Source organism: Streptococcus orisasini, assembly GCF_001431045.1.
Taxonomy (GTDB): domain Bacteria; phylum Bacillota; class Bacilli; order Lactobacillales; family Streptococcaceae; genus Streptococcus; species Streptococcus orisasini.
Genome location: NZ_BCLE01000038.1, coordinates 1 through 19,502 on the forward strand (window position 1 = coordinate 1; position 19,502 = coordinate 19,502).

Here is a 19,502-nt window from a genome sequence, read left to right on the forward strand (position 1 = left end):
CGGACTCCCTATTTTTCTTCGAAGGCATCTTTCACCTTATCAAAGAAGCCCTTTTTCTTAGGATGAACGGGATCCATACCACTAGCTTCAGCAAAAGCTTTTAAGGCTTCTTTTTGAGCGTCATTAAGTTTGGTTGGCGTAACAACGTTAACTGTAACGTGCTGATCGCCCTGTCCATTACCACGCAAACGCGGAGCACCTTTGCCTCTAAGACGGAAGGTTTTGCCTGTTTGGGTTCCTGCCGGAATAGCTAGTTCAACATTGCCATGAACTGTCGGTACTTCAACAGTGTCACCAAGCGCCGCCTGAACAAAATTAATATCCATGTGATAGTAGATAGTAGAACCATCGCGTTCAAATTTATCACTCTTAAGGACATTAATAATAACAAAGAGATCCCCATACGGACCGCCGTTAAAGCCAGCTTCTCCCTGACCGGCCAAACGAATTTGCTGACCAGTTTCAACACCAGCAGGGATTTTAACAGAAACCTTATGGCTTTGTTTTTCATGACCCGTGCCATGACAAGTTTGACAAGGTTCTTTGATTTCCTGACCGCTGCCGTGACAAACATCACAGGTAACCTGACGGCGCATCATACCAAGCGGTGTCTGGGTGTCCACATTGATAACACCTGATCCATGACACTTGCTGCAGGTGATAGGACTTGTGCCAGGCTTGGCACCGGAACCGTTACAGGTATGACAAGTTGCTTCACGGTTATAATGAACCTCTTTTTCTGTACCAAAAACAGCTTCTTCAAATTGAAGATTGACACGATACTGGAGGTCATCACCTTGGCGAGGAGCATTAGGATTTCTAGAAGCACCACCGCCGAAAAAGCTTGAAAAAATATCTTCGAAGCCGCCGAAACCAGCGCTGTCAAAACCGCTGAAGCCGCCGCCATTGCCGCCAAAACCACCATTGGCTCCTGCTGGACCGTATTGATCATAGGCAGCACGTTTTTGCTCATCACCCAGTGTTTCATAGGCTTCTTGAATCTCTTTGTATTTTTCCTCAGCTCCAGGATCCTTATTAATATCGGGATGGTATTTTTTTGACATCTTCCGATAAGCTTTTTTTATTTCGTCTTGGCTGGCGTTCTTTGACACCCCCAGACGATCATAATATTCTGTATTATTCATCTTAAATACCTTTTGTTATTTTTTTGATAATTTTCTTAGGTGGTGGGGACGCAAGCGACCGACTATGTCGTTCCATTGCTTATTTTTGAACCCAAAGGTTTCAAAAATCCCCTCGTAACAGCAGCTAGAGCTACTGTTACTCCCACCACGGCAAAAATTATCGACTGTGCGGTCTTCGACCGCTTTTATTGCTGACGCTATTACCCAAAAACAGAGGCTGGGTTGCAACCTCTGGTTAATAAAGTTATTTACTATTTTTATATTTTTTATAGTCCGACAATAAGCGACCCCCTTCCGGATCTCCCTTTTGAAGAAGGCGGCCTGCTAAACTTTTTACAAAATCATCTTTTTTATTATTTAAGTCAATAGCATTGTCTCGTTCAAATTTTAGTCTTTGATTTGCTTTTTTCAATTTTTTTATTTGTAAATCACGATTCTGTTGATCTAATGATACAGATATTGAATCAGCAATATTTCCTAATAAATCTTGTAAACCCATATTCCTTGCTCCTATCACAAGTAGTTTTGTAACCATTCTGGCATATCTGGATCATCAATTTTCCAAGAATCTTGTAGACTCTCTGTCTCTTCCCATACATTTTCATCACCATCAAAAAATTTGAACCTATGACACTTGTATTTAAAAACTTCATCACCCTCAAGTCTGTACTCGTTCCAATAATAATTTTGCTTGCCATAGCCTTTCCACTCATTGGTTGTATAAATCGTTGACATAGAGCTCTCCTATCTTCTTTGAGGCTTATCGTAGTTTTACTTCTCCGTAAACTCGCCGTCTACGACATCATCGCCACCCTTATCTGATGAATCAGCTGATTGGGCTCCTTCTTGGCCAGCTTGTGCTTGCTGTTGAGCTGCAGCTTGTTCATACATTTTCATAGCCAAGGCTTGTGCTTTTTCATTAAGAGCTTCAAGTTTAGCTTTCATATCGTCAAGGTTGCCAGCTTCTTGAGCTTTCTTCAGTTCATCAAGAGCCGTTTGGGCAGCGTCGCGTTCAGTATCAAAACCTTTACCTTCAGTTTCTTTGATGGTCTTTTCGGTAGCAAAGATAGCTTGGTCAACTTCATTTTTAAGGTCAACTTCTTCTTTACGTTTCTTATCAGCTTCAGCATTTGCTTCAGCATCTTTCATCATGCGGTCAATTTCTTCTTCGCTGAGCCCATCATTAGATTTGATAACGATGGTTTGTTCTTTTTGAGTACCCAAATCTTTGGCTTTAACAGAAACAATACCATTCTTATCAATATCAAATGTTACTTCGATTTGTGGCACACCACGAGGTGCAGCTGGAATATCTGTTAATTGGAAGCGACCGAGTGTTTTATTGTCTGCGGCCATTGGACGTTCCCCTTGAAGAACATGGATATCAACAGCTGGCTGATTGTCTGCTGCAGTTGAGAAGACTTGTGATTTAGAAGTTGGAATAGTTGTATTACGGTCGATAAGTTTTGTAAAGACGCCACCCATAGTTTCGATACCAAGTGACAATGGTGTAACGTCAAGCAGAACGACATCTTTAACATCACCAGTGATGACACCGCCTTGGATGGCAGCACCCATAGCAACAACTTCGTCTGGGTTTACTGATTTATTTGGTTCTTTACCAGTTTCAGCCTTAACAGCTTCAACAACGGCAGGAATACGAGTTGAACCACCAACAAGGATAACTTCGTCGATTTCTGACAAGCTCAAACCAGCATCTGAAAGGGCTTGGCGAACTGGAGTCTTAGTACGTTCTACAAGGTCACGCGTTAAATCATCAAATTTCGCACGGGAAAGACTTGTTTCCAAGTGAAGAGGTCCAGCCTCACCAGCAGTAATGAATGGCAAACTGATTTGAGTTGAAGTCACACCTGAAAGATCTTTCTTAGCTTTTTCAGCAGCATCTTTCAAACGTTGCAGAGCCATCTTATCTGTTGATAAGTCAATACCGTTTTCTTTCTTGAATTCTTCAACCAACCAGTCAATCACTTTTTGGTCAAAATTATCACCACCGAGTTTGTTGTCCCCAGCTGTTGAAAGAACATCAAAGACACCGTCTCCTAACTCAAGGATTGACACGTCAAAGGTACCGCCCCCAAGGTCAAATACCAAGATCTTTTCATCCTTATCTTGTTTGTCAAGACCGTAAGCAAGAGCTGCTGCTGTTGGTTCGTTAACGATACGTTCTACTTCAAGTCCAGCAATTTTACCAGCGTCTTTTGTTGCTTGACGTTGGGCATCGTTAAAGTAAGCTGGAACTGTGATAACAGCTTTGGTTACTTTCTCACCAAGGTAATCTTCTGCATAACCTTTAAGGTATTGAAGAATCATTGCTGAGATTTCTTGTGGTGTGTACTCTTTACCATTAGCCGCAACTTTTTCAGAAGTTCCCATTTTTGATTTGATGGAAAGAATTGTTTCCGGATTAGTTACCGCTTGACGTTTAGCTGCATCACCAACAACAATTTCACCATTTTTGAATGAAACTACTGAAGGTGTTGTACGGTTACCTTCTGGATTTGCAATAATTTTACTTTCAGTTCCTTCGAGAACTGCGACTGCTGAGTTAGTTGTACCTAAGTCAATACCGATAATTTTACTCATAATTAAGATACCAAGAACGTTGAAACAGTCCAGTGAACTGTTTCAATCGAGAGATTAACGAAAGCGAAGCTTTCTACATCTAGCGACTGAAATTAACGTTCAATTCCTTTCAAATTTTTAAAATAATTTTTTCTTTTTGATAGTTTTCTTAGGTGGTGAGGACGGCAGCGACCTCCTTCGGAGTTCCATGCCTAAATTTTGAACCCAAGGTTTCAAAATTTCCCTGTCAGATAACAATTCTTGTTATCTGACTATCACCACGGCGAAAACTATCGCCTTTGCAAGCCGCAGGCTTGCTTCTTTCTTTGTTGCGCAGTAGTTGACTGCACTTCCTACGCCTTTCAGGCTATAAAATGCTAGTTAACCTTGCGGGGGTGCGTCAACGAAATCAAAGATTTCTGACTTACCGCCTAGTTTACCGTCGTTTCGGACTCACCAAGTCTTGTTGTTACTTGGTCTGTTCTGTGATTTGTTGCGACGTGAGTTAGCAAAATCGATATTATTTTGCTAACGAGCTAGTAAGTAGTCTAGGCAATCCGCCACAGCGGTTGCCGTATAATGATGAAGCATTTTAATGCCCATCATTATTGACTAGTTGTAGACCACTACCATAGCTGGTCTTAATAGGCGTTCATGGAGCTTATAACCTTTTTGAAGGACTTGTGCGATACTGTCTGCCGGATGGTCATCATCTGCATCAAGAGTCTGCACGGCCATGTGAAGATTGGGATCAAAGTTTTCCAGTTCAACTTCTTCAACGCCTTCTTCTTTGAGGGCTTGAATCAAGCTTTCCTGCACCATTTCAAGGCCCTTCTTGACATCATCTGTCAAACCTTCCACAGCCAAAGCTCTTTCCAGATTATCAAGGCTTGGCAGAATCTTTTTTGCTAGGTCTTGCGAACGATACCTTTGCAAACTTTGGCGTTCTTCATTGGCACGGCGCTGAACATTTTGCATTTCAGCATGGGCGCGCAGATACTTGTTTTCAAAATCTTCTGCTCGGTCAAGGGCTTCTTGCAGCTCTTTGTTTTCAGGAGTTTCTTCAACAGCTTCTTCTGCGACTTTTTCAGCTGCAGATTCTGTTGTTTCAGCTGCTTTTGCCTCTTCCTTGAGCTCTTCTTTAGTCTCTTTTTCCGACAAGGTTACACCTCTTTCCTCTTTGTTTTTAATAATAAAATCAACTATTTTCTTTGCTTAATGAACTTCATAGTGATTACTGTTGAGATAACGGTAAAAGTCCCCAAGCTTAATAGCTAAAACACGACTGATAATATTAACTAAGCTTACCGTCCGCCGATAATCCAAATCCACCGGACCAATCACTGTCAAAATGCCAAACCCTCTGTAAGGAATGAGGAACCTCTGACTAATAACGGTCAGTTCTGATAAACTTTTTTCACGACTTTCAGCAATTTGCACACGATAAGTTTCATCTTCTGGAAGGCTTTCACGGATTTCCAAGGCTGCAGACTGTAGATTATCCAAAAACTGATAGGTTTCAAGCCCTGCAAATTCCAGTGTTTTAATTTTTCCAGCGATGAAAACTTTCTCTTGAAAAATTTGCTTAAAAATATGATCAAACAGATCTAAAACATTATCCGTCCGCGAAAAATACTTTTGAATAATCTGCGGAAGCTCCGTTCGTAAGCGGTAATGAATGTCCAGCACTGTTTGATTCAAGAGACGTTCTCGAACAATTTTAACAACAGTCAATAAATCGCTGTCCAAAAAATTTTTAGGAATGGCAAACTGCACTGTTATAGGACTGGCCTCATCTAAGGTTAAAACTGCCAAAGCATCGTGGTTACTGAGTTTAACAATATCAAAGGCGGTCAAGCACTGCCTCTTGGGCTCTACATCCATAATTACTGACGTATAGCCTGTCAGTTCTGCTAAAATTTCACAAGCCTTTTGCAAAAGGTCATCTAAGCGAAAAAATTCAAAGTCAAAAGACTTGATCACTTGATAAGCATCTTGCTCATCTAGACTATCTGGATTTAGGGAATGATCCACAAAATAACGGAAGCCTTCCTGACTAGGCAAACGACCACTGGAAGTATGTGCCTTTTCCAAAAGCCCCAGCTTTTCCAAAGCTGCCATATCATTTCTGATAGTTGCACTGCTTGAAGCAATTGAATTTTGGAGTGTTTTAGATCCAATGGGCTCGTGTGTCTTAGTAAAAATTTCAACAATCAAATTGAGAATATCCTTTTGACGTTGGGTAATCACCGAAGTCCACCTCCCATCTCTAGTCAAAAAGATTAGCACTCTTAACAATCGACTGCTAACTTTATGATTCCATTATACTCCATTCATATTTTCTGTCAAGAGAAAAACGTAAAAAATTAGCACTCTTTTTATACGAGTGCTAAAAATCCGTCTTAAGACCTAGTTCTGCTGCTACTAAGTTTCAAAATTAGCTAAATCTGCCTGCAGACGATTGCTGCTGCTAGTCTCAACAAGGATGTTCATCATTTGCCAGTTTATAATTGCTGTTTAACAAATAATACATATGCTAATAGCCATCACTGGTTTTAAAAATCGTCTGAATATCATTCATAAATCCTCTAGGAGTATTATAATGATTTGTTTGATGATACTCGGTACTTTCACTTGTTAGAGAGTGGGACGAGACAGACAGCCATAATTGTTTGTCTGTCCCAACCTCTTCACTTTAAGAAAATCAACTAATTAATGGCTACGCTTTTTAAAATAACCGACTATTCCTGCAAAACAGCCACCAAGCACTGCCAATAATCCTAATTGACTTAAGTTTGTTTTATGGTCTCCGGTATTTGGCAGCATTGCCGCAGATGAAAGACTTACTTTTTGAACAGCTGTTGGGATTAGCGCTTTGACATTTGTTACATTTTTGCTGCGCTTTTGTGAAAGAGCTGCTGTTTTAAATTCTTGCTGTGAACTTGATGAAGATGAATGAGAAACATCATTTGCTTCTTCTGCTTTTCCATTTTTTTGAGGATTAATCCGATTTTCGGTTCGATAGACTAAACCGTATTCACTAAAATGATCTGCCATAAAGCGAACATAATCCTGTTTCTTACCATTGCTATCTGTCAAACTGACAATGGTAAAGGGAAGGATTTCTTCTTTGCTTGTATTTGGTAAATACACCACTTTATCTACCATTTTTCCAGAATCAATCGGTAATAAGACTATCGCTGATTTGGTAACCGCAACAGCTTTTCCATCTTTATCCACAAGAGTGATATTAAAGAGATCATAGTCTTTTGACTGCAAAACATCTGGCGTATGGACATCATTCGTTTCAATATGGTTTGTCTGCAGTCCAACAATAGAGCTTGATTCCCCTTTTTGAAGTATAACATGAACATCAGTTAAAGGATCAATTAACTCTCTTTCTTGCTCCAATACCTCTGGGGCATCTGGCTGTGGTTTTGGACTAGGATCTGGTTCTGGAGCTTTATTATGGTCTGTTACAAAAAAGTTTTGGAATTCAACAGCTCCGTCCCATAAACCGAGGCCTACATAAGCGTCATTAAAGTATGAATCTACTTGATCAAAGGTATGGTTCATCACTTCTTGCCCATCCACAAATATGATCATGCTATTTGCCTTTTTACTTACTTTTATATGATGGTACTGACCGTCATTAATTCGTTTGCCCATGTTAGCTTCTGCAATTGTATCACCTCCATAGCGATACAAACGAACATTTTCACTATCACCAAATTGTACAGAGTAAGCTTGACCAGGATCAATATTTTCAGAAGCAACAAAAAGATTAATCAAACCGTTTTGATATTTGAGGTCAATATCGTAATCATATTCCTTGAAACCTGGCTTCTGAGTTGCCATATAGTAATCATTGGCACTTGTATTGCTATCGTACAAGGTTTCATCATCAATATACCAGTTACCAACAACAGATTTCAATCCCTTGAGATTAGTCTTGAAATTATTCAAGGTAATTGCAATTGTAAATGTTTTGCTGAGACTTGGATTTTCTGTAGAAGTTGCTGTAACGGTAAGATTTCCTTTTTTCACAGCTGTTAAATGGAGAACATTTCCTGTTTGGCTTGTTTTGACAAGACTTGGATCACTAACAGTCCACTTAACATCTTGCTTAACACTTGCTGGTGCTAGATAAACTTGCAGATCTTGAACTTGACCAACTTGGAGAGCAAGATTTGTTGCAGTTGTTGTATTCATGGCTACTGGTTTTGTCACATCTTTTTTGTCTGTCCAAGTTGTTTTCATTTTGTAAACAGAAATATCTGCTTGAGCTTTACCACCTTCTACAATAACGCTGGCACCTACAGCTTCTGGATTTGGAAAAATCTGATTGGCTCCAGCAACTGTATTTCCTTTGGCAAATACCTCAAGGCTGGCACGATCGACATAGAGATGCAAATCAATGGAACCATCTGCATTTTTAGTCACATGCTGACTATTAATCTTAGCAAAGGCATCAGATAAGATAATACCAGATTGGCTACGGTCAATAGATAAGGTTTCTGTCTGCAAATCGTAAATGACTTTCGTTGCTTGACCATTACCAACACGGAGATTGAAGCCAACTTTTGTGGTCTTTGCGTCTGGACGGAATTTAGAAACAATTTCATAACTGTCTCCTTTGAAATCTTTCAAAAGAGTATTGTTGGCATCTACCGTGACATCTTTAAAATGTAAGGCAGTATCTGTTTCACGAAGACTGTCGTAGGCCTTAACAGGTGTTTGTGTCAAAACATATCGGCCATTGTCGTTGATAAGTCCAAGATCAAGATTTAAATTGAAAGTTCCGTTAAAGTTTTGGCCAACCGTATCAGCTACTAGATTACAGTAATCTTCCCAGGTGTTCATCCAGTTGATTTCTGTCAATTTAGGAATGGTTGGATGTCTTTCTGTCCCAAAATCTTGTACATAGTAAGTCATAGCGGCATAAGAATCTTTACCAAAGTTCATGACTTCGTCCTTATCTTTGTAGGCAGCATCTGCTACAAAAGTCCATTTACCAGCCACTTGTTTGAAATCACCGACCTTGTAAAAGCGGCCGCCGCGAGACAGCACCCATTTAAGCACTCCATCATTGGCAATAATCGGGTACATATCCGGACACTCTGTGTGAAGGTCTGGATAGGTAGATTCGACCTTCCAATCTTTCAAATTGTTAGAGGAATAGATACGAAGCGGGCCACCTGCCAGCACCATGAACCATTGATTATTCCAGCGGAAGACTTTTGGATCACGGAAATCTTGACTTTGCAAAGGATCATTTGACCAATCAGCTACAATCTTATCATATTTTTGCCACGTTTTGCCTTCGTCTTCACTGTAAGCAAGTTCCATGCGCTGACCATTGCCGTTGGCTGTGATAATTGCAACTAGGCCGCCTTTATCTGTTTTAAAGAAGCCTGAACTATTATGGTCATCAATGACTACACAGCCCGAGAACATATAACCATTGGAATCTGGGTAAAAGGCAATTGGTTCTTCCTTCCAATGAATCAAATCTGTACTAGTCGCATGTGCCCAGTGCATTGGCCCCCACTTAGTATCATCATAAAACTGATGAAAAAGATGATAAACACCTTTATAGTAAACCATGCCGTTAGGATCATTAGCCCAGCCATCTTTGACAGAATAGTGATATTGATCACGGTAAAGTTCATTATAGTAGACATCCTCTTTCTGCCGACGGTGAACATTAATACGATAGGTAAGGATAGCCTTACGACCGAATTGATCTGTAATGGTGCTCTTAATAGTGAAATAATTAGCACCTACCTTGACTGGAAGGTGAGAAAGGTCTGTATAAACATGACCAGCTTCATCTTCTACTGTGATAAGAGCTGCAGGATTATGTTTAACAATATCTAAGCCCACTTGAGCAGCATCATTGCTAACATACTGAATATGAAGGGGTTCTTCAGAGAAGAACTGACCTTGTTTTTCAACATGCCCCTTGTCAGATGTTACTGTTACATTGTCAATCAAAGGAATTGTGGCATCGTCTAATAAGGTAAATTTTATATTTTGAAAAACCAAATCGCCATTCCAATTCAAAAGACCAAAGTAGCCTTCAGGGATAACAGTATTTTGTCCTTTATCAGTTTTTTGCAAGACATAATCACCTGTGCTTGCCATTAAAACATCATTAACGTAATAAGAAATCCACTTATTAACAGCCACAACTTTAAGAGTATAGCGATTATCAGCTGTCGGTACTACATCGCGTTCATCAATTAATTGGATATCCTTATTGTCGACCCAACGCCAAAGTTTGGCCTTGTGTCCACCCACATCCACATTGACTGCATACATATTTTTATGATTACTATCGTTGTTTCCTCTAAAAATTAGGGCTGCTGCGCCACTGTTTTGTTTAAAAATAACATCTGCTGCATAGATAAAATTCTTACCGCTTGATTGAGAGTATAAGAAAGAATCACCTTTGCCAACAGCATTGGAATGGATACCACTTTCATTTATTTCCCAGCTTCCATTGTTATCATGTGTTACATCTTTTAAATTGGTCACAGAATTATTCTCTTCTTTCTTGGCAGCTATCTCTTGCTGAGCAACTGGCTCTTCTTTAACCTCAGGATTAGCAGGACTTAAGTGGGGAGTTTCTTTTTCAGCAGCTTGATTAGGACTATCTGCACTGGTCACAGGAGCTGTCGGTTCAGTATTTTCAGGGACTGAAACTTGAATTGTTGTTGCTTCAGTAACTGCCGCTTGATTCAATGCTGCATCACTTGCTTGTATCGCTTCTGTAACAGGAGCTTCTTGAGGCAATGCCTGAACCTCATTCTTGTTTCCCTCCTCTGTTACAGCAACGTCTGCAGCAGTTACTGGCCCATTTTCTTCAGCCGCAGCTGGTAAAGTAGTTGCCATACCTAAGACAAATAAAACTGAACATCCAAAAAGCCAGCTTTTCCCGCTTTTACGCATAAACCAATTTTTACAAACTGTTTCTTTTTTCATTTCTTTTTCTCCTTTTTAAACCGATGAAAAAACAATGCACTTTAAACAATCAACTTTTTAAAATTGACTGTTAATTGATTTTTTAACCCCTCATTTCTCTTAAATTCAAGCTGCTATTTTTATTTACAAAAGCTTATTTTGTAAGCGCTATCTTAAATTAAGTATAGCAAATCTCCTTCTATCTTTCATCTTGCAATTGTCATTTTCCTAATGTGACAGATGTCAATTTCAAGACATCAAAAAAGCATCCTAAACGATACCCCTTCATCAGCCGAAAGCTTAGTTCGACTGATGAAATCAGATAGTTTCAGAATGCTTATTTATCGTAATCTGTTAGATTATTTTTTTCTATAGTGGCAATTAATTTATTGGCATAATTAGGATCACTGTTAAAACCTGCTGCCTGAAGGGCTTTAGCAACTGTTTTATAGCCGCTTGATGTTGTCATTGTCGTATAAAGCGCCTTATCCCACACCTTGTTCTGCCGCAGAATCGCCATATAATCATACAAAGAATCTTCCCAAGACTTATAAACAAGATAGCGATTAGTAACTTCATGCCAACGGCCATTCTTGTATTCACGGCTCTTTAAGCGTACTCCGCCCTCGCCAGCCTTTGCCTTGATGCTAAAAAGGTTGTGATATTTACTAGCTAGCAGGGTCTGACCAAAGTTACTGTCCAGCACTGCCTGACCAATGATAATTGAACTTCTCACTCCATAGGTCTTGGATAGTTTCTGAGCTGTCGGAGCAATTTCTCGGATAAATTCTCTCTGGCTGTAAGGGCTGGCAGTTTCTTTTTGAGCACTCGCCAAGCCTCCGCCACTTAAAATTGGAAGGAAAACAGCCAGAAAAAGAAGTGTGACAATTACCACAAAAGACTTAAATTTGAGTCTTGCTCTCACTGCCTATTTCTCCTTTAACTTTTCTAAATATTCTTCTAAGGTTAAATTGTGTTTGGTCATGTATTTAGCAGACTTTACGCCAACATAACGGTAATGCCAGTCCTCATAGTCAATGCCTGTCGCATGCTTTTTATCCTTAGGAAAACGCAGGACAAAGCCGTATTTTGGCGCTAGCTCAGCTACTTTAGCAACCGTCTCTGGCTTGCTTTGATTGAGGCTGTCGACAGTACTCATATCAATAGCCAATCCTGTCTGATGTTCACTGGCTCCAGGCGGCTGTGAATAGGTCTGAACCTGCTTTTCAGCTTCTTCCTGACTCAGACTGGAATCATTTGCTTTTTCCTGAGCTACATAACTATTATAAAGTTCTTCTTGATAAGCAACACTGCGGTAACCTGATATCAAATGCTCACTAGCATCAATGGCTTGTGCTGCTGCCAAAAATTCTCGAGTTTTCTCTGCAATCCGAGAATCTACTGAAATACTGTTAATATCTGTCAAATCAGGATTCATCTCAGCAGTTATATGGTCACGATTGACCAGAACCAATTCCCAATCATCGGGAGAAACATCCGGCAAAGCTGTCGTTTGGTCAGCCGAGGTCTTCTTTTGAGACCTTTTTTCTGTCTTAGCCTTGCCATTTCCTTGATGAACAGGCTGTTGATTCCTATTCAAGAAAAGATAGATACCGAAAATAAAGAGTATAACAACTCCGATTTGCAGTAAAACAGTCAGTAAATTAAATCTTTTTCTCATTAGTTTCTTTCAAAATTTGTCTTCCTTGATGACGGTAGCCCATATCGGCAATCGTTTCAATAGAAAATTTTTGATTTTCATAAGAAACGACACTCACGCTGCCATTATCAATGCTGGTCTTTTGTTGTTCATGATCAATCAGCCACATAAACGTCCCTATAGTCAGACCATGACTGACTACAATAGCGTTGCCGCCGCCCGATTGTTCAATAGATTGAGCAATAGCTTCAAATCCTCCGTAAATACGATTTTCAATCACTTCCCAAGGCTCTGCCCAATTAGCTGTATCGACTTCAACAAGACTGGCCGCCAGTTCAGGGTAAGTAACTTCCGTAAAAGTTTTACCTGTATTAAAAGCTGCTGTCCTAGGCAGGACTCCTTGGAACAAATCCCCGTCATAACCGCCATCCAGACTGCCAAAGCACCACTCACGAATGCGTTTATCCCGCGTATAAGGCAGATTTTCATGACCGATTTCACGAAGAATAATTTCCATGGTCTGCATGGTTCTGCCGCTATCGCTGGAGAATGCTGCCTTAAAAGGAATTTTGGCCGCTTTTAAGCCTACACCCAGTTCTCGTATGCCTTCCTCGCCAAATTTTGTCAGAGGGGTATCACTCCATCCTTGGGCACGTCCAATTGTGTTAAACATTGTTTTCCCATGTCTAGCTATATAGAGTTTTGTTTCTGTCATCTTTACCCTCCTCATCCAGACTATATTATAACATGAAATGAAAACACTTGCAAAAAACTTACAAGTGCCTTATTTTATCATAATTGAAACAATTTCTTATTAAAATTGCTGGCTTTTTCGATAGCCGCCTTACTAGGAAGCTTACATATAAGAACTCAACAACTAACGAAAAAGTTCTAAACTTTTATTGTGTAATGGTTTCAGTCTAACGCTTGATTACATTGAGCTAAGCATTATTTTTAACAGTATCTGATTGGATTGCCTTTAATTTTTAAAACTGTGGATAGGTGCAGGAATCTGACCGCCACGGGCGATAAAATCTGCAGATGATTTCTTATTGACAGACATAACCGGAGCTGCGCCCAACAGACCGCCGAATTCGATCATATCGCCTTCTTTTCCTTTAGGAATAATGCGCACCGCTGTTGTCTTCTGATTGATCACGCCGATAGCTGCCTCATCAGCAATCATGGCTGCAATTGTTGTATCCGGTGTATCCTCAGGAATGGCAATCATATCAAGCCCCACCGAACAGATAGCTGTCATAGCTTCTAATTTTTCCAGATTGAGGGAACCGCTCTTAACTGCAGCAATCATACCCTCATCTTCTGAAACTGGGATAAAGGCACCTGACAAGCCGCCAACTTGATTGCAGGCCATGACACCGCCCTTTTTGACTTGGTCATTGAGAAGAGCCAGTGCTGCCGTTGTTCCATGAGTTCCGACCGTCTCCAGACCCATTTCTTCAAGAACACGGGCAACCGAATCGCCGACTGCCGGCGTCGGAGCCAACGATAAATCAACAATGCCAAATTTGACTCCAAGACGCTCGCTGGCCAGCGTTCCTACCAGCTGTCCGATACGAGTAATCTTGAAAGCTGTCTTTTTAACTGTCTCAGCGACAAGGTCAAAGCTTTGACCGCGAACTTTTTCCAAAGCACGCTTGACCACCCCTGGCCCTGAGACACCGACATTGATGACAACATCGGCTTCTCCTACGCCGTGAAAGGCACCTGCCATGAAAGGATTGTCCTCAACGGCATTGGCAAAGACCACCAATTTAGCAGGGCCCATCTCAGAAGCGGCAGACGTTTCCTTGATAATGCGCCCCATATCACGCACAGCTGTCATATTGATACCAGACTTGGTTGATCCGATATTGACGGATGAACAGACAAAGTCAGTTTCAGCCAAAGCTTGGGGAATAGAGTTGATGAGAATTTCATCTCCTTTTTGATAACCTTTTTGCACCAAAGCAGAAAAACCGCCGATAAAATTAATGCCAATCTTTTTGGCTGCACGGTCCAGCGCCTTAGCCAAAGGAACATAGCTATCCGCATCAGTTGCTGCACCAATGATGGAAATAGGTGTTACAGAGATACGCTTGTTGACAATTGGAATCCCCAATTCAGCTGAAATTTCATCTCCAACTTCAACCAGTCTGCTGGCTTTAGTAACAATTTTATTATAAATTTTTTCAGCAGCCTTATTAATATCTGAGTCAATACAGTCAAGCAGTGAAATCCCCATCGTAATAGTGCGGACGTCAAAGTTCTGCTCTTCAATCATAGCGATTGTTTCAGTAACTTGTTTAATATCCATTACTCAAGCCCCCATCTTATAAATTATGCATGGCATCAAAAATGGCCGAACTTTGGATATTAATTTTAACATTTAAAGTCTCTCCAAAAGTCTCAAACTCTTTTCTAAGCTGAGCAAAATCTTTTTTCTCATCAGCAGAAACCACTGCCATCATGGTAAAATAGCCGTCTAAAACAGTCTGTGTAATGTCATCAATGTTAAGTCCAAGCTCTGCAATTTTCGTTGCCACACCCGCAACAATACCGGTTGTATCTTTTCCAACTACTGTAATAATTGCTTTCATAAAGGCCTCCAAATGTAATGTATTTCATTTATTTTAGCATAAAAAAGATGAAAATTCTATAAGAAAAACAGCAACAATGTTCGTGTTTTACCTTTTGTCGCTTTCTCATAAATAAAAAACGAACTCTTATTTATGAGAATTCTAAACATTTCCTGTAAAGTGAACTTTTAGGTGCCCAAGACATCAGGAAACAGCTGCTCTAGCAGCAATCAGGCAACAACTATTTTTATTATTTCTCCTTGCTTTTCCTGCTAAAAGATGATAAACTTTAATTAGTTTATAAACTAACAGGAGAGCTTATGTTTTCAGGCGAAAGATTAAGAAAAAGACGGGAAGAACTCGGACTTTCACAAGCACAGATGGCTAAACAGTTAGGGATTTCCCGTCCGTCTTACTTTAATTGGGAAGCTAACAAAACCAGACCCAATCAAAAAAACCTAGCAAAATTGGCTCAGCTGCTGAAAGTCGACAGGGCTTATTTTTCAGTCCAGTATGATATTATCAGCATTTATAGCCAGCTGAATGCAGATAATAAGGAAAAAACGCTCAACTATTCGCAAAATTTACTGAAGCAGCAAAACAAGGTGGTGAAAACAATGGAAAGTAAACGTTACGCTTATAAAGTCTACGAAAAATTATCTGCAGGTACAGGATATTCTTACTTTGGAGATGGCAATTTTGATACTGTCTTCTATGATGAAGAACTTGATCATGATTTTGCTGCTTGGATTTTTGGAGATTCTATGGAACCGACATTTCTAAACGGTGAAGTAGCTCTTGTTAAACAGACCGGATTTGACTATGATGGTGCTATTTACGCAGTGGATTGGAACGGTCAAACCTATATCAAAAAAGTCTATCGCGAAGACAAAGGACTTCGTTTGGTCTCTCTCAATAAAAAATATGCGGACAAATTTGCTCCTTATGAAGATAATCCACGGATTATCGGACTGATTGTTGGTAACTTTATGCCTCTTGAAGCTTAGGGTGCCTTCTAGAAATCAGAAGCAGCTTTAACGGTCACTCTCAGCAGATAGTGCGGACAGGGTAAATCACAATACAGTGCCTTTAAATGCAAAGAACAGGACAAACCGATTCTTTTAAAATTATCGATTTGTCCTGCTTTTTTTACTTATTTCAAATACCCTAACAAGTAATTTACGCTTTCTTTTCCACATAGATCTGGGCAGCAACAGCTGATGTGATTTGCAGCTGTTTACCATCCTTTTCTATCGTATAGGCACCTGCAAAATCATCATACTCTAAAAGCTTTAATTCATCGCCAATATTTAGATGATGCTGTTCCATATACTTCAAGAGCTGAAAATTATCCTGAACCCGCTTTAACAGATAAGTTCCCTTCTCAGCCGTATCTCTCAAAGTTTTATGGTACTTTTCAACCAGAGGCTCTCCATGCTGAGGAATAGTTCCTCCATGCGGGCAGACTTTTGGATAATTGAGGAGCTTATCCAAACGTTCAATGAAAATATCTGACACTGTATGTTCCAAGACCTCAGCCTCTTCATGAATTTCATCCGCTGTATAGCCCAGATGATTCATCAAGAAAACTTCAATTAAACGATGCTTACGATAGAGAGCGGAAGTCAAGGCCAAACCTTTTTGGGTCAGGAGATAGCCGGCTTGCTTATCTTTAAGAATCAGATCCTCCTGCAAAAGTTTTTTGACCATTTCTGACACTGCTGGAGCAGATACTGACATTTTGGCAGCAATTTGCTTGTTGCTGATTTTTTCTCCGTGCTCACCGAGCTCATAGATGATTTTTAGATAGTCTTCTTTGTTAGGTGTCATAATTTATCCTCTTCTTTGTCAAACTCATTATATCAAATTGTTCACAAAAAGGGGATAAAAGTTTTCATTCTCAGCCGTTTTACAGGGTCGCCTTAAATGACCAAATTATCTAGATAGTAAGATTAGCTGCATGATTAAAACCTATTGCGATAGACCTGCAGTAATTTTATCTATATTCCATTTCATCATGGCATAGTAACTATCTCCTGCTTGTCCTTTTTTGGCAATTGAGTCTGTAAAAATTTTAGCGGCAATAGGAAGTCCTGTATCTTTAGAGACAGTTTTCATCGGCCGTTCATCAACGCTGCTTTCAACAAAAAGTGCTGGTACCTGTTTTTTGCGCAATTTTTCCACCAGATTTTTAATTTGATTTGGTGTTCCTTCTTCTTCTGTATTAATTTCCCAAATATAAGCTGACGGGATATCATAAGCTTGTGAAAAATATTTAAAACACCCTTCACTGGTAACAATCATTTTCTTTTCAGCCGGAATACGGCTGATTTTTTCTTTAGCTGTTTGGTGCAGCTTTTCAAGCTTGGCACTGTATACCTGAAAATTTTTCTGATAATAGCGCTTGTTTTTAGGATCTTTTTCAGAAAGACGCTTCATAATATTCTTGGCATAAATGATACCATTTTCAAGATTGAGCCAGGCATGAGGATCTTCTTTTCCCTTTTCCTTGGCTCCTTCTAAATAAATCGTCTTAATACCGTCACTAACTGCAAAATAATCTTTGTCTGCTTTTTTACCAGCATTTTTGACAAGCTTTGTAAACCAAGCCTGTCCGCCATTTTCTAGATTGATGCCATTGTAAAAAATCACATCAGCCTGAGAGGTTTTTTTGACATCTTCTGCCAAGGGCTCATATTCATGCGGATCACGGCCGACAGGAACTATGCTGTGCAGATTAATTTTATCACCAGCGATATTTTTAGTTATATCGGCAATAATTGAATTTGTAGCTACGGCATTTAACTTTTTGTCTGCCCTTTTTTTAGAAGTACAGGCAAACAAACCAATTAAAGACAAGCAAACTAACAGCAATAAACCAAATTTTTTCATTAAAAATTCTCCTTTATAATAAATAATTGCTAACACTTAAGAATGATTGCTTTCTGCTTTTTTCCTAAAAAATCTCTGCTTGGGTGCAAAAATAAAGGACAGCAAAAAGATTAGAGCCGAGGTCAAAACAATACTTGATCCGGCAGCAATGTTAAAACTATAGCCAATAAAAAGACCTAAAACCGAAGCCAGAGCTCCCAAAGTTGATGACAAAAAGATCATAGACTTCAAACTATTGCTATAGAGATAAGCTGTTGCTGCAGGCGTTATCAGCAAGGCGACAATTAAAATGGTTCCGACACTCTGCATAGCTGTAACTGAAACCAAAGTCAGCAAAATCATCAGCAGGTAATGATAATAATTAACAGGTACCCCCATTGATTTTGCCAAGGTAGGGTCAAAAGACGTCAGCAAAAGCGGTTTGAAAAAGAAAATGATGACCACAAGGACAAGTAGTGAAATTCCTAAGGTAATCCATTTATCTGTGTCTTGTACAGCCAAGATATTCCCAAACAAAATATGAAACAGGTCGGTCGAACTGTTAGCCAAACCAATCAAAATAACTCCCAAGGCCAAAAAAGAACTGAAGGTTATGCCGATAGCTGTATCGCTTTTAATAATGCTGTTTTCCTTAATAAAAGTAATTATAAGTGAAGCCAGCAAACCAAAAACAATAGCTCCAATAAAAAAGTTAATCCCTAAAATATAAGATAAGGCAACACCCGGCAAAACAGCATGGGAAATAGCGTCTCCCATGAGAGACATCCCACGAAGAATGATAAAACAACCTACTGCTCCTGCTACAACACCAATAATAACGGCCGTTACTAGAGCATTTTGTAAAAAATGAAACTGCTGCAGTCCTTTTATAAATTCTATAATCATTTAAAGATCACCTGCCATTAAAAACTGTGATTGATAAGTCTTGGTCAAATTTTCCTGTGTAAAAACAGCCTTTGTAGGCCCAAAGGCAAGAACTTTTCTGTTTAAAAGCAGCACTTGGTCAAAATAAGCTTCGGCCTTGCTCAAATCATGATGAATAACTAAAATCGTTTTTCCTTTTTCTTTAAGCGCCTGTAAAAGCTGCATAATCATTTCCTCACTGACAGTATCAATACCTGCAAAGGGCTCATCCAAAAAGATATAATCGGCTTCTTGAACCAAGCAGCGAGCTATAAGCATGCGCTGAAATTGCCCGCCCGAAAGCTGATTGATCGGCCTTTCTGCATAATCTAGCAGATTAACCCGAGCAAGTGCTTCTTGAATTTTTTTCCAATCCTGCTTTTTTAAGCGTGAAAAGAAACCAAGCCGAGAAAATAAGCCTAGGGCTACACATTCTTTTACCCGAATGGGGAAATTTGAGTCAATATCAGCTTTTTGTTCGACGTAAGATACTTTCTCAAGCATTTGACTCAGCCTTTTCCCATCAATAAAGCTGTCTCCTTGATGATCCACCATTCCCAAAATCCCCTTAAAAAAAGTTGACTTCCCAGCACCATTAGGCCCAATGACACCAGTAATAGCAGAAGGGGCGATTCCTAAGGAAATATTATCCAGGATTAGCTGATTTTGATAAGCAACACTCAAATTTTCAATTTTTAGCATTTCCTTTTCTCCTCTTAAAAATAATATAACTTAATATTAAAATTAAGTCAAGTTAATTTTAATATTAAACAT

17 protein-coding genes are annotated in these 19,502 nt (G+C 39.6%); 1 reads left to right on the top strand and 16 read right to left on the bottom strand.

Annotation, left to right across the window (positions count from 1 at the left end):
• Positions 1-8: 8 nt before the first annotated feature.
• The 12 genes from dnaJ to SCSH_RS08145 all read right to left on the bottom strand — a co-directional run bounded on the left by dnaJ (position 9) and on the right by SCSH_RS08145 (position 14,954).
• Entirely contained in the window at positions 9-1,145 is a 1,137-nt protein-coding gene (gene dnaJ, locus SCSH_RS08090; RefSeq protein WP_057491381.1) for a molecular chaperone DnaJ, read from the bottom strand.
• 244 nt (positions 1,146-1,389) lie between these two features.
• Positions 1,390-1,644: a hypothetical protein gene (locus SCSH_RS08095; RefSeq protein ID WP_057491382.1), complete on the bottom strand. Its 255-nt coding sequence runs from the start codon at positions 1,642-1,644 to the stop codon at positions 1,390-1,392.
• Between the two features lie 14 nt (positions 1,645-1,658).
• Complete coding sequence (locus SCSH_RS08100) at positions 1,659-1,880, bottom strand: hypothetical protein (protein WP_057491383.1); 222 nt, start codon at positions 1,878-1,880, stop codon at positions 1,659-1,661.
• Positions 1,881-1,916: 36 nt separating this feature from the next.
• Positions 1,917-3,749 carry a molecular chaperone DnaK gene (dnaK, locus tag SCSH_RS08105; RefSeq protein ID WP_057491384.1) on the bottom strand — a complete coding sequence of 611 codons (1,833 nt, stop codon included), beginning with the start codon at positions 3,747-3,749 and terminating at the stop codon, positions 1,917-1,919.
• 591 nt (positions 3,750-4,340) lie between these two features.
• Positions 4,341-4,889, bottom strand: a complete 549-nt coding sequence (gene grpE, locus SCSH_RS08110; RefSeq protein WP_057491385.1) for a nucleotide exchange factor GrpE — start codon at positions 4,887-4,889, stop codon at positions 4,341-4,343.
• 54 nt (positions 4,890-4,943) lie between these two features.
• On the bottom strand, positions 4,944-5,978 hold the full coding sequence (gene hrcA, locus SCSH_RS08115) for a heat-inducible transcriptional repressor HrcA (RefSeq protein ID WP_057491386.1): 1,035 nt from the start codon (positions 5,976-5,978) through the stop codon (positions 4,944-4,946).
• 462 nt (positions 5,979-6,440) lie between these two features.
• Positions 6,441-10,715 (bottom strand): GH32 C-terminal domain-containing protein, encoded by a 4,275-nt coding sequence (locus SCSH_RS08120; RefSeq protein ID WP_057491387.1) that lies wholly within the window; start codon positions 10,713-10,715, stop codon positions 6,441-6,443.
• Positions 10,716-11,031: 316 nt separating this feature from the next.
• The gene (locus SCSH_RS08125; RefSeq protein ID WP_057491388.1) at positions 11,032-11,619 is read right to left on the bottom strand and encodes a glycoside hydrolase family 73 protein; all 588 of its coding nucleotides are present in this window, start codon (positions 11,617-11,619) and stop codon (positions 11,032-11,034) included.
• A 3-nt stretch (positions 11,620-11,622) separates the two neighbouring features.
• Complete coding sequence (locus SCSH_RS08130; protein ID WP_057491389.1) at positions 11,623-12,375, bottom strand: M15 family metallopeptidase; 753 nt, start codon at positions 12,373-12,375, stop codon at positions 11,623-11,625.
• A complete protein-coding gene (locus tag SCSH_RS08135) occupies positions 12,359-13,069 on the bottom strand; it encodes a histidine phosphatase family protein (RefSeq protein WP_057491390.1) in 711 nt (236 codons plus the stop codon). Before SCSH_RS08135 ends, SCSH_RS08130 begins: the two co-directional genes overlap by 17 nt.
• Positions 13,070-13,333: 264 nt before the next feature.
• Positions 13,334-14,671: a PFL family protein gene (locus tag SCSH_RS08140; RefSeq protein ID WP_057491391.1), complete on the bottom strand. Its 1,338-nt coding sequence runs from the start codon at positions 14,669-14,671 to the stop codon at positions 13,334-13,336.
• 16 nt (positions 14,672-14,687) lie between these two features.
• Positions 14,688-14,954, bottom strand: coding sequence for an ACT domain-containing protein (locus SCSH_RS08145; protein WP_057491392.1), 267 nt, complete (start codon positions 14,952-14,954; stop codon positions 14,688-14,690).
• Positions 14,955-15,253: 299 nt separating this feature from the next.
• Here SCSH_RS08145 and SCSH_RS08150 point away from each other — a divergent pair, with 299 nt between their 5' ends.
• Entirely contained in the window at positions 15,254-15,940 is a 687-nt protein-coding gene (locus tag SCSH_RS08150) for a helix-turn-helix domain-containing protein (protein WP_057491393.1), read from the top strand.
• Between the two features lie 172 nt (positions 15,941-16,112).
• On the opposite strand, the gene SCSH_RS08155 is transcribed toward SCSH_RS08150, so the two are convergent.
• The 4 genes from SCSH_RS08155 to SCSH_RS08170 all read right to left on the bottom strand — a co-directional run bounded on the left by SCSH_RS08155 (position 16,113) and on the right by SCSH_RS08170 (position 19,430).
• On the bottom strand, positions 16,113-16,763 hold the full coding sequence (locus SCSH_RS08155) for a metal-dependent transcriptional regulator (protein ID WP_057491394.1): 651 nt from the start codon (positions 16,761-16,763) through the stop codon (positions 16,113-16,115).
• Between the two features lie 141 nt (positions 16,764-16,904).
• Complete coding sequence (locus SCSH_RS08160) at positions 16,905-17,825, bottom strand: metal ABC transporter substrate-binding protein (RefSeq protein WP_057491395.1); 921 nt, start codon at positions 17,823-17,825, stop codon at positions 16,905-16,907.
• A 36-nt stretch (positions 17,826-17,861) separates the two neighbouring features.
• Entirely contained in the window at positions 17,862-18,710 is an 849-nt protein-coding gene (locus SCSH_RS08165; protein WP_057491396.1) for a metal ABC transporter permease, read from the bottom strand.
• A complete protein-coding gene (locus tag SCSH_RS08170; RefSeq protein WP_057491397.1) occupies positions 18,711-19,430 on the bottom strand; it encodes a metal ABC transporter ATP-binding protein in 720 nt (239 codons plus the stop codon).
• Positions 19,431-19,502 lie beyond the last annotated feature (72 nt).

Coding starts and splice junctions, on each gene's coding strand:
- SCSH_RS08150 (WP_057491393.1), top strand. CDS start 15,254: ATGTTTTCAGGCGAAAGATTAAGAAAAAGACGGGAAGAACTCGGACTT.
- SCSH_RS08130 (WP_057491389.1), bottom strand. CDS start 12,375: ATGAGAAAAAGATTTAATTTACTGACTGTTTTACTGCAAATCGGAGTT.
- SCSH_RS08120 (WP_057491387.1), bottom strand. CDS start 10,715: ATGAAAAAAGAAACAGTTTGTAAAAATTGGTTTATGCGTAAAAGCGGG.
- SCSH_RS08160 (WP_057491395.1), bottom strand. CDS start 17,825: ATGAAAAAATTTGGTTTATTGCTGTTAGTTTGCTTGTCTTTAATTGGT.
- SCSH_RS08165 (WP_057491396.1), bottom strand. CDS start 18,710: ATGATTATAGAATTTATAAAAGGACTGCAGCAGTTTCATTTTTTACAA.
- SCSH_RS08095 (WP_057491382.1), bottom strand. CDS start 1,644: ATGGGTTTACAAGATTTATTAGGAAATATTGCTGATTCAATATCTGTA.
- SCSH_RS08140 (WP_057491391.1), bottom strand. CDS start 14,671: ATGGATATTAAACAAGTTACTGAAACAATCGCTATGATTGAAGAGCAG.
- SCSH_RS08170 (WP_057491397.1), bottom strand. CDS start 19,430: ATGCTAAAAATTGAAAATTTGAGTGTTGCTTATCAAAATCAGCTAATC.
- SCSH_RS08155 (WP_057491394.1), bottom strand. CDS start 16,763: ATGACACCTAACAAAGAAGACTATCTAAAAATCATCTATGAGCTCGGT.
- SCSH_RS08145 (WP_057491392.1), bottom strand. CDS start 14,954: ATGAAAGCAATTATTACAGTAGTTGGAAAAGATACAACCGGTATTGTT.
- dnaJ (WP_057491381.1), bottom strand. CDS start 1,145: ATGAATAATACAGAATATTATGATCGTCTGGGGGTGTCAAAGAACGCC.
- SCSH_RS08135 (WP_057491390.1), bottom strand. CDS start 13,069: ATGACAGAAACAAAACTCTATATAGCTAGACATGGGAAAACAATGTTT.
- dnaK (WP_057491384.1), bottom strand. CDS start 3,749: ATGAGTAAAATTATCGGTATTGACTTAGGTACAACTAACTCAGCAGTC.
- SCSH_RS08100 (WP_057491383.1), bottom strand. CDS start 1,880: ATGTCAACGATTTATACAACCAATGAGTGGAAAGGCTATGGCAAGCAA.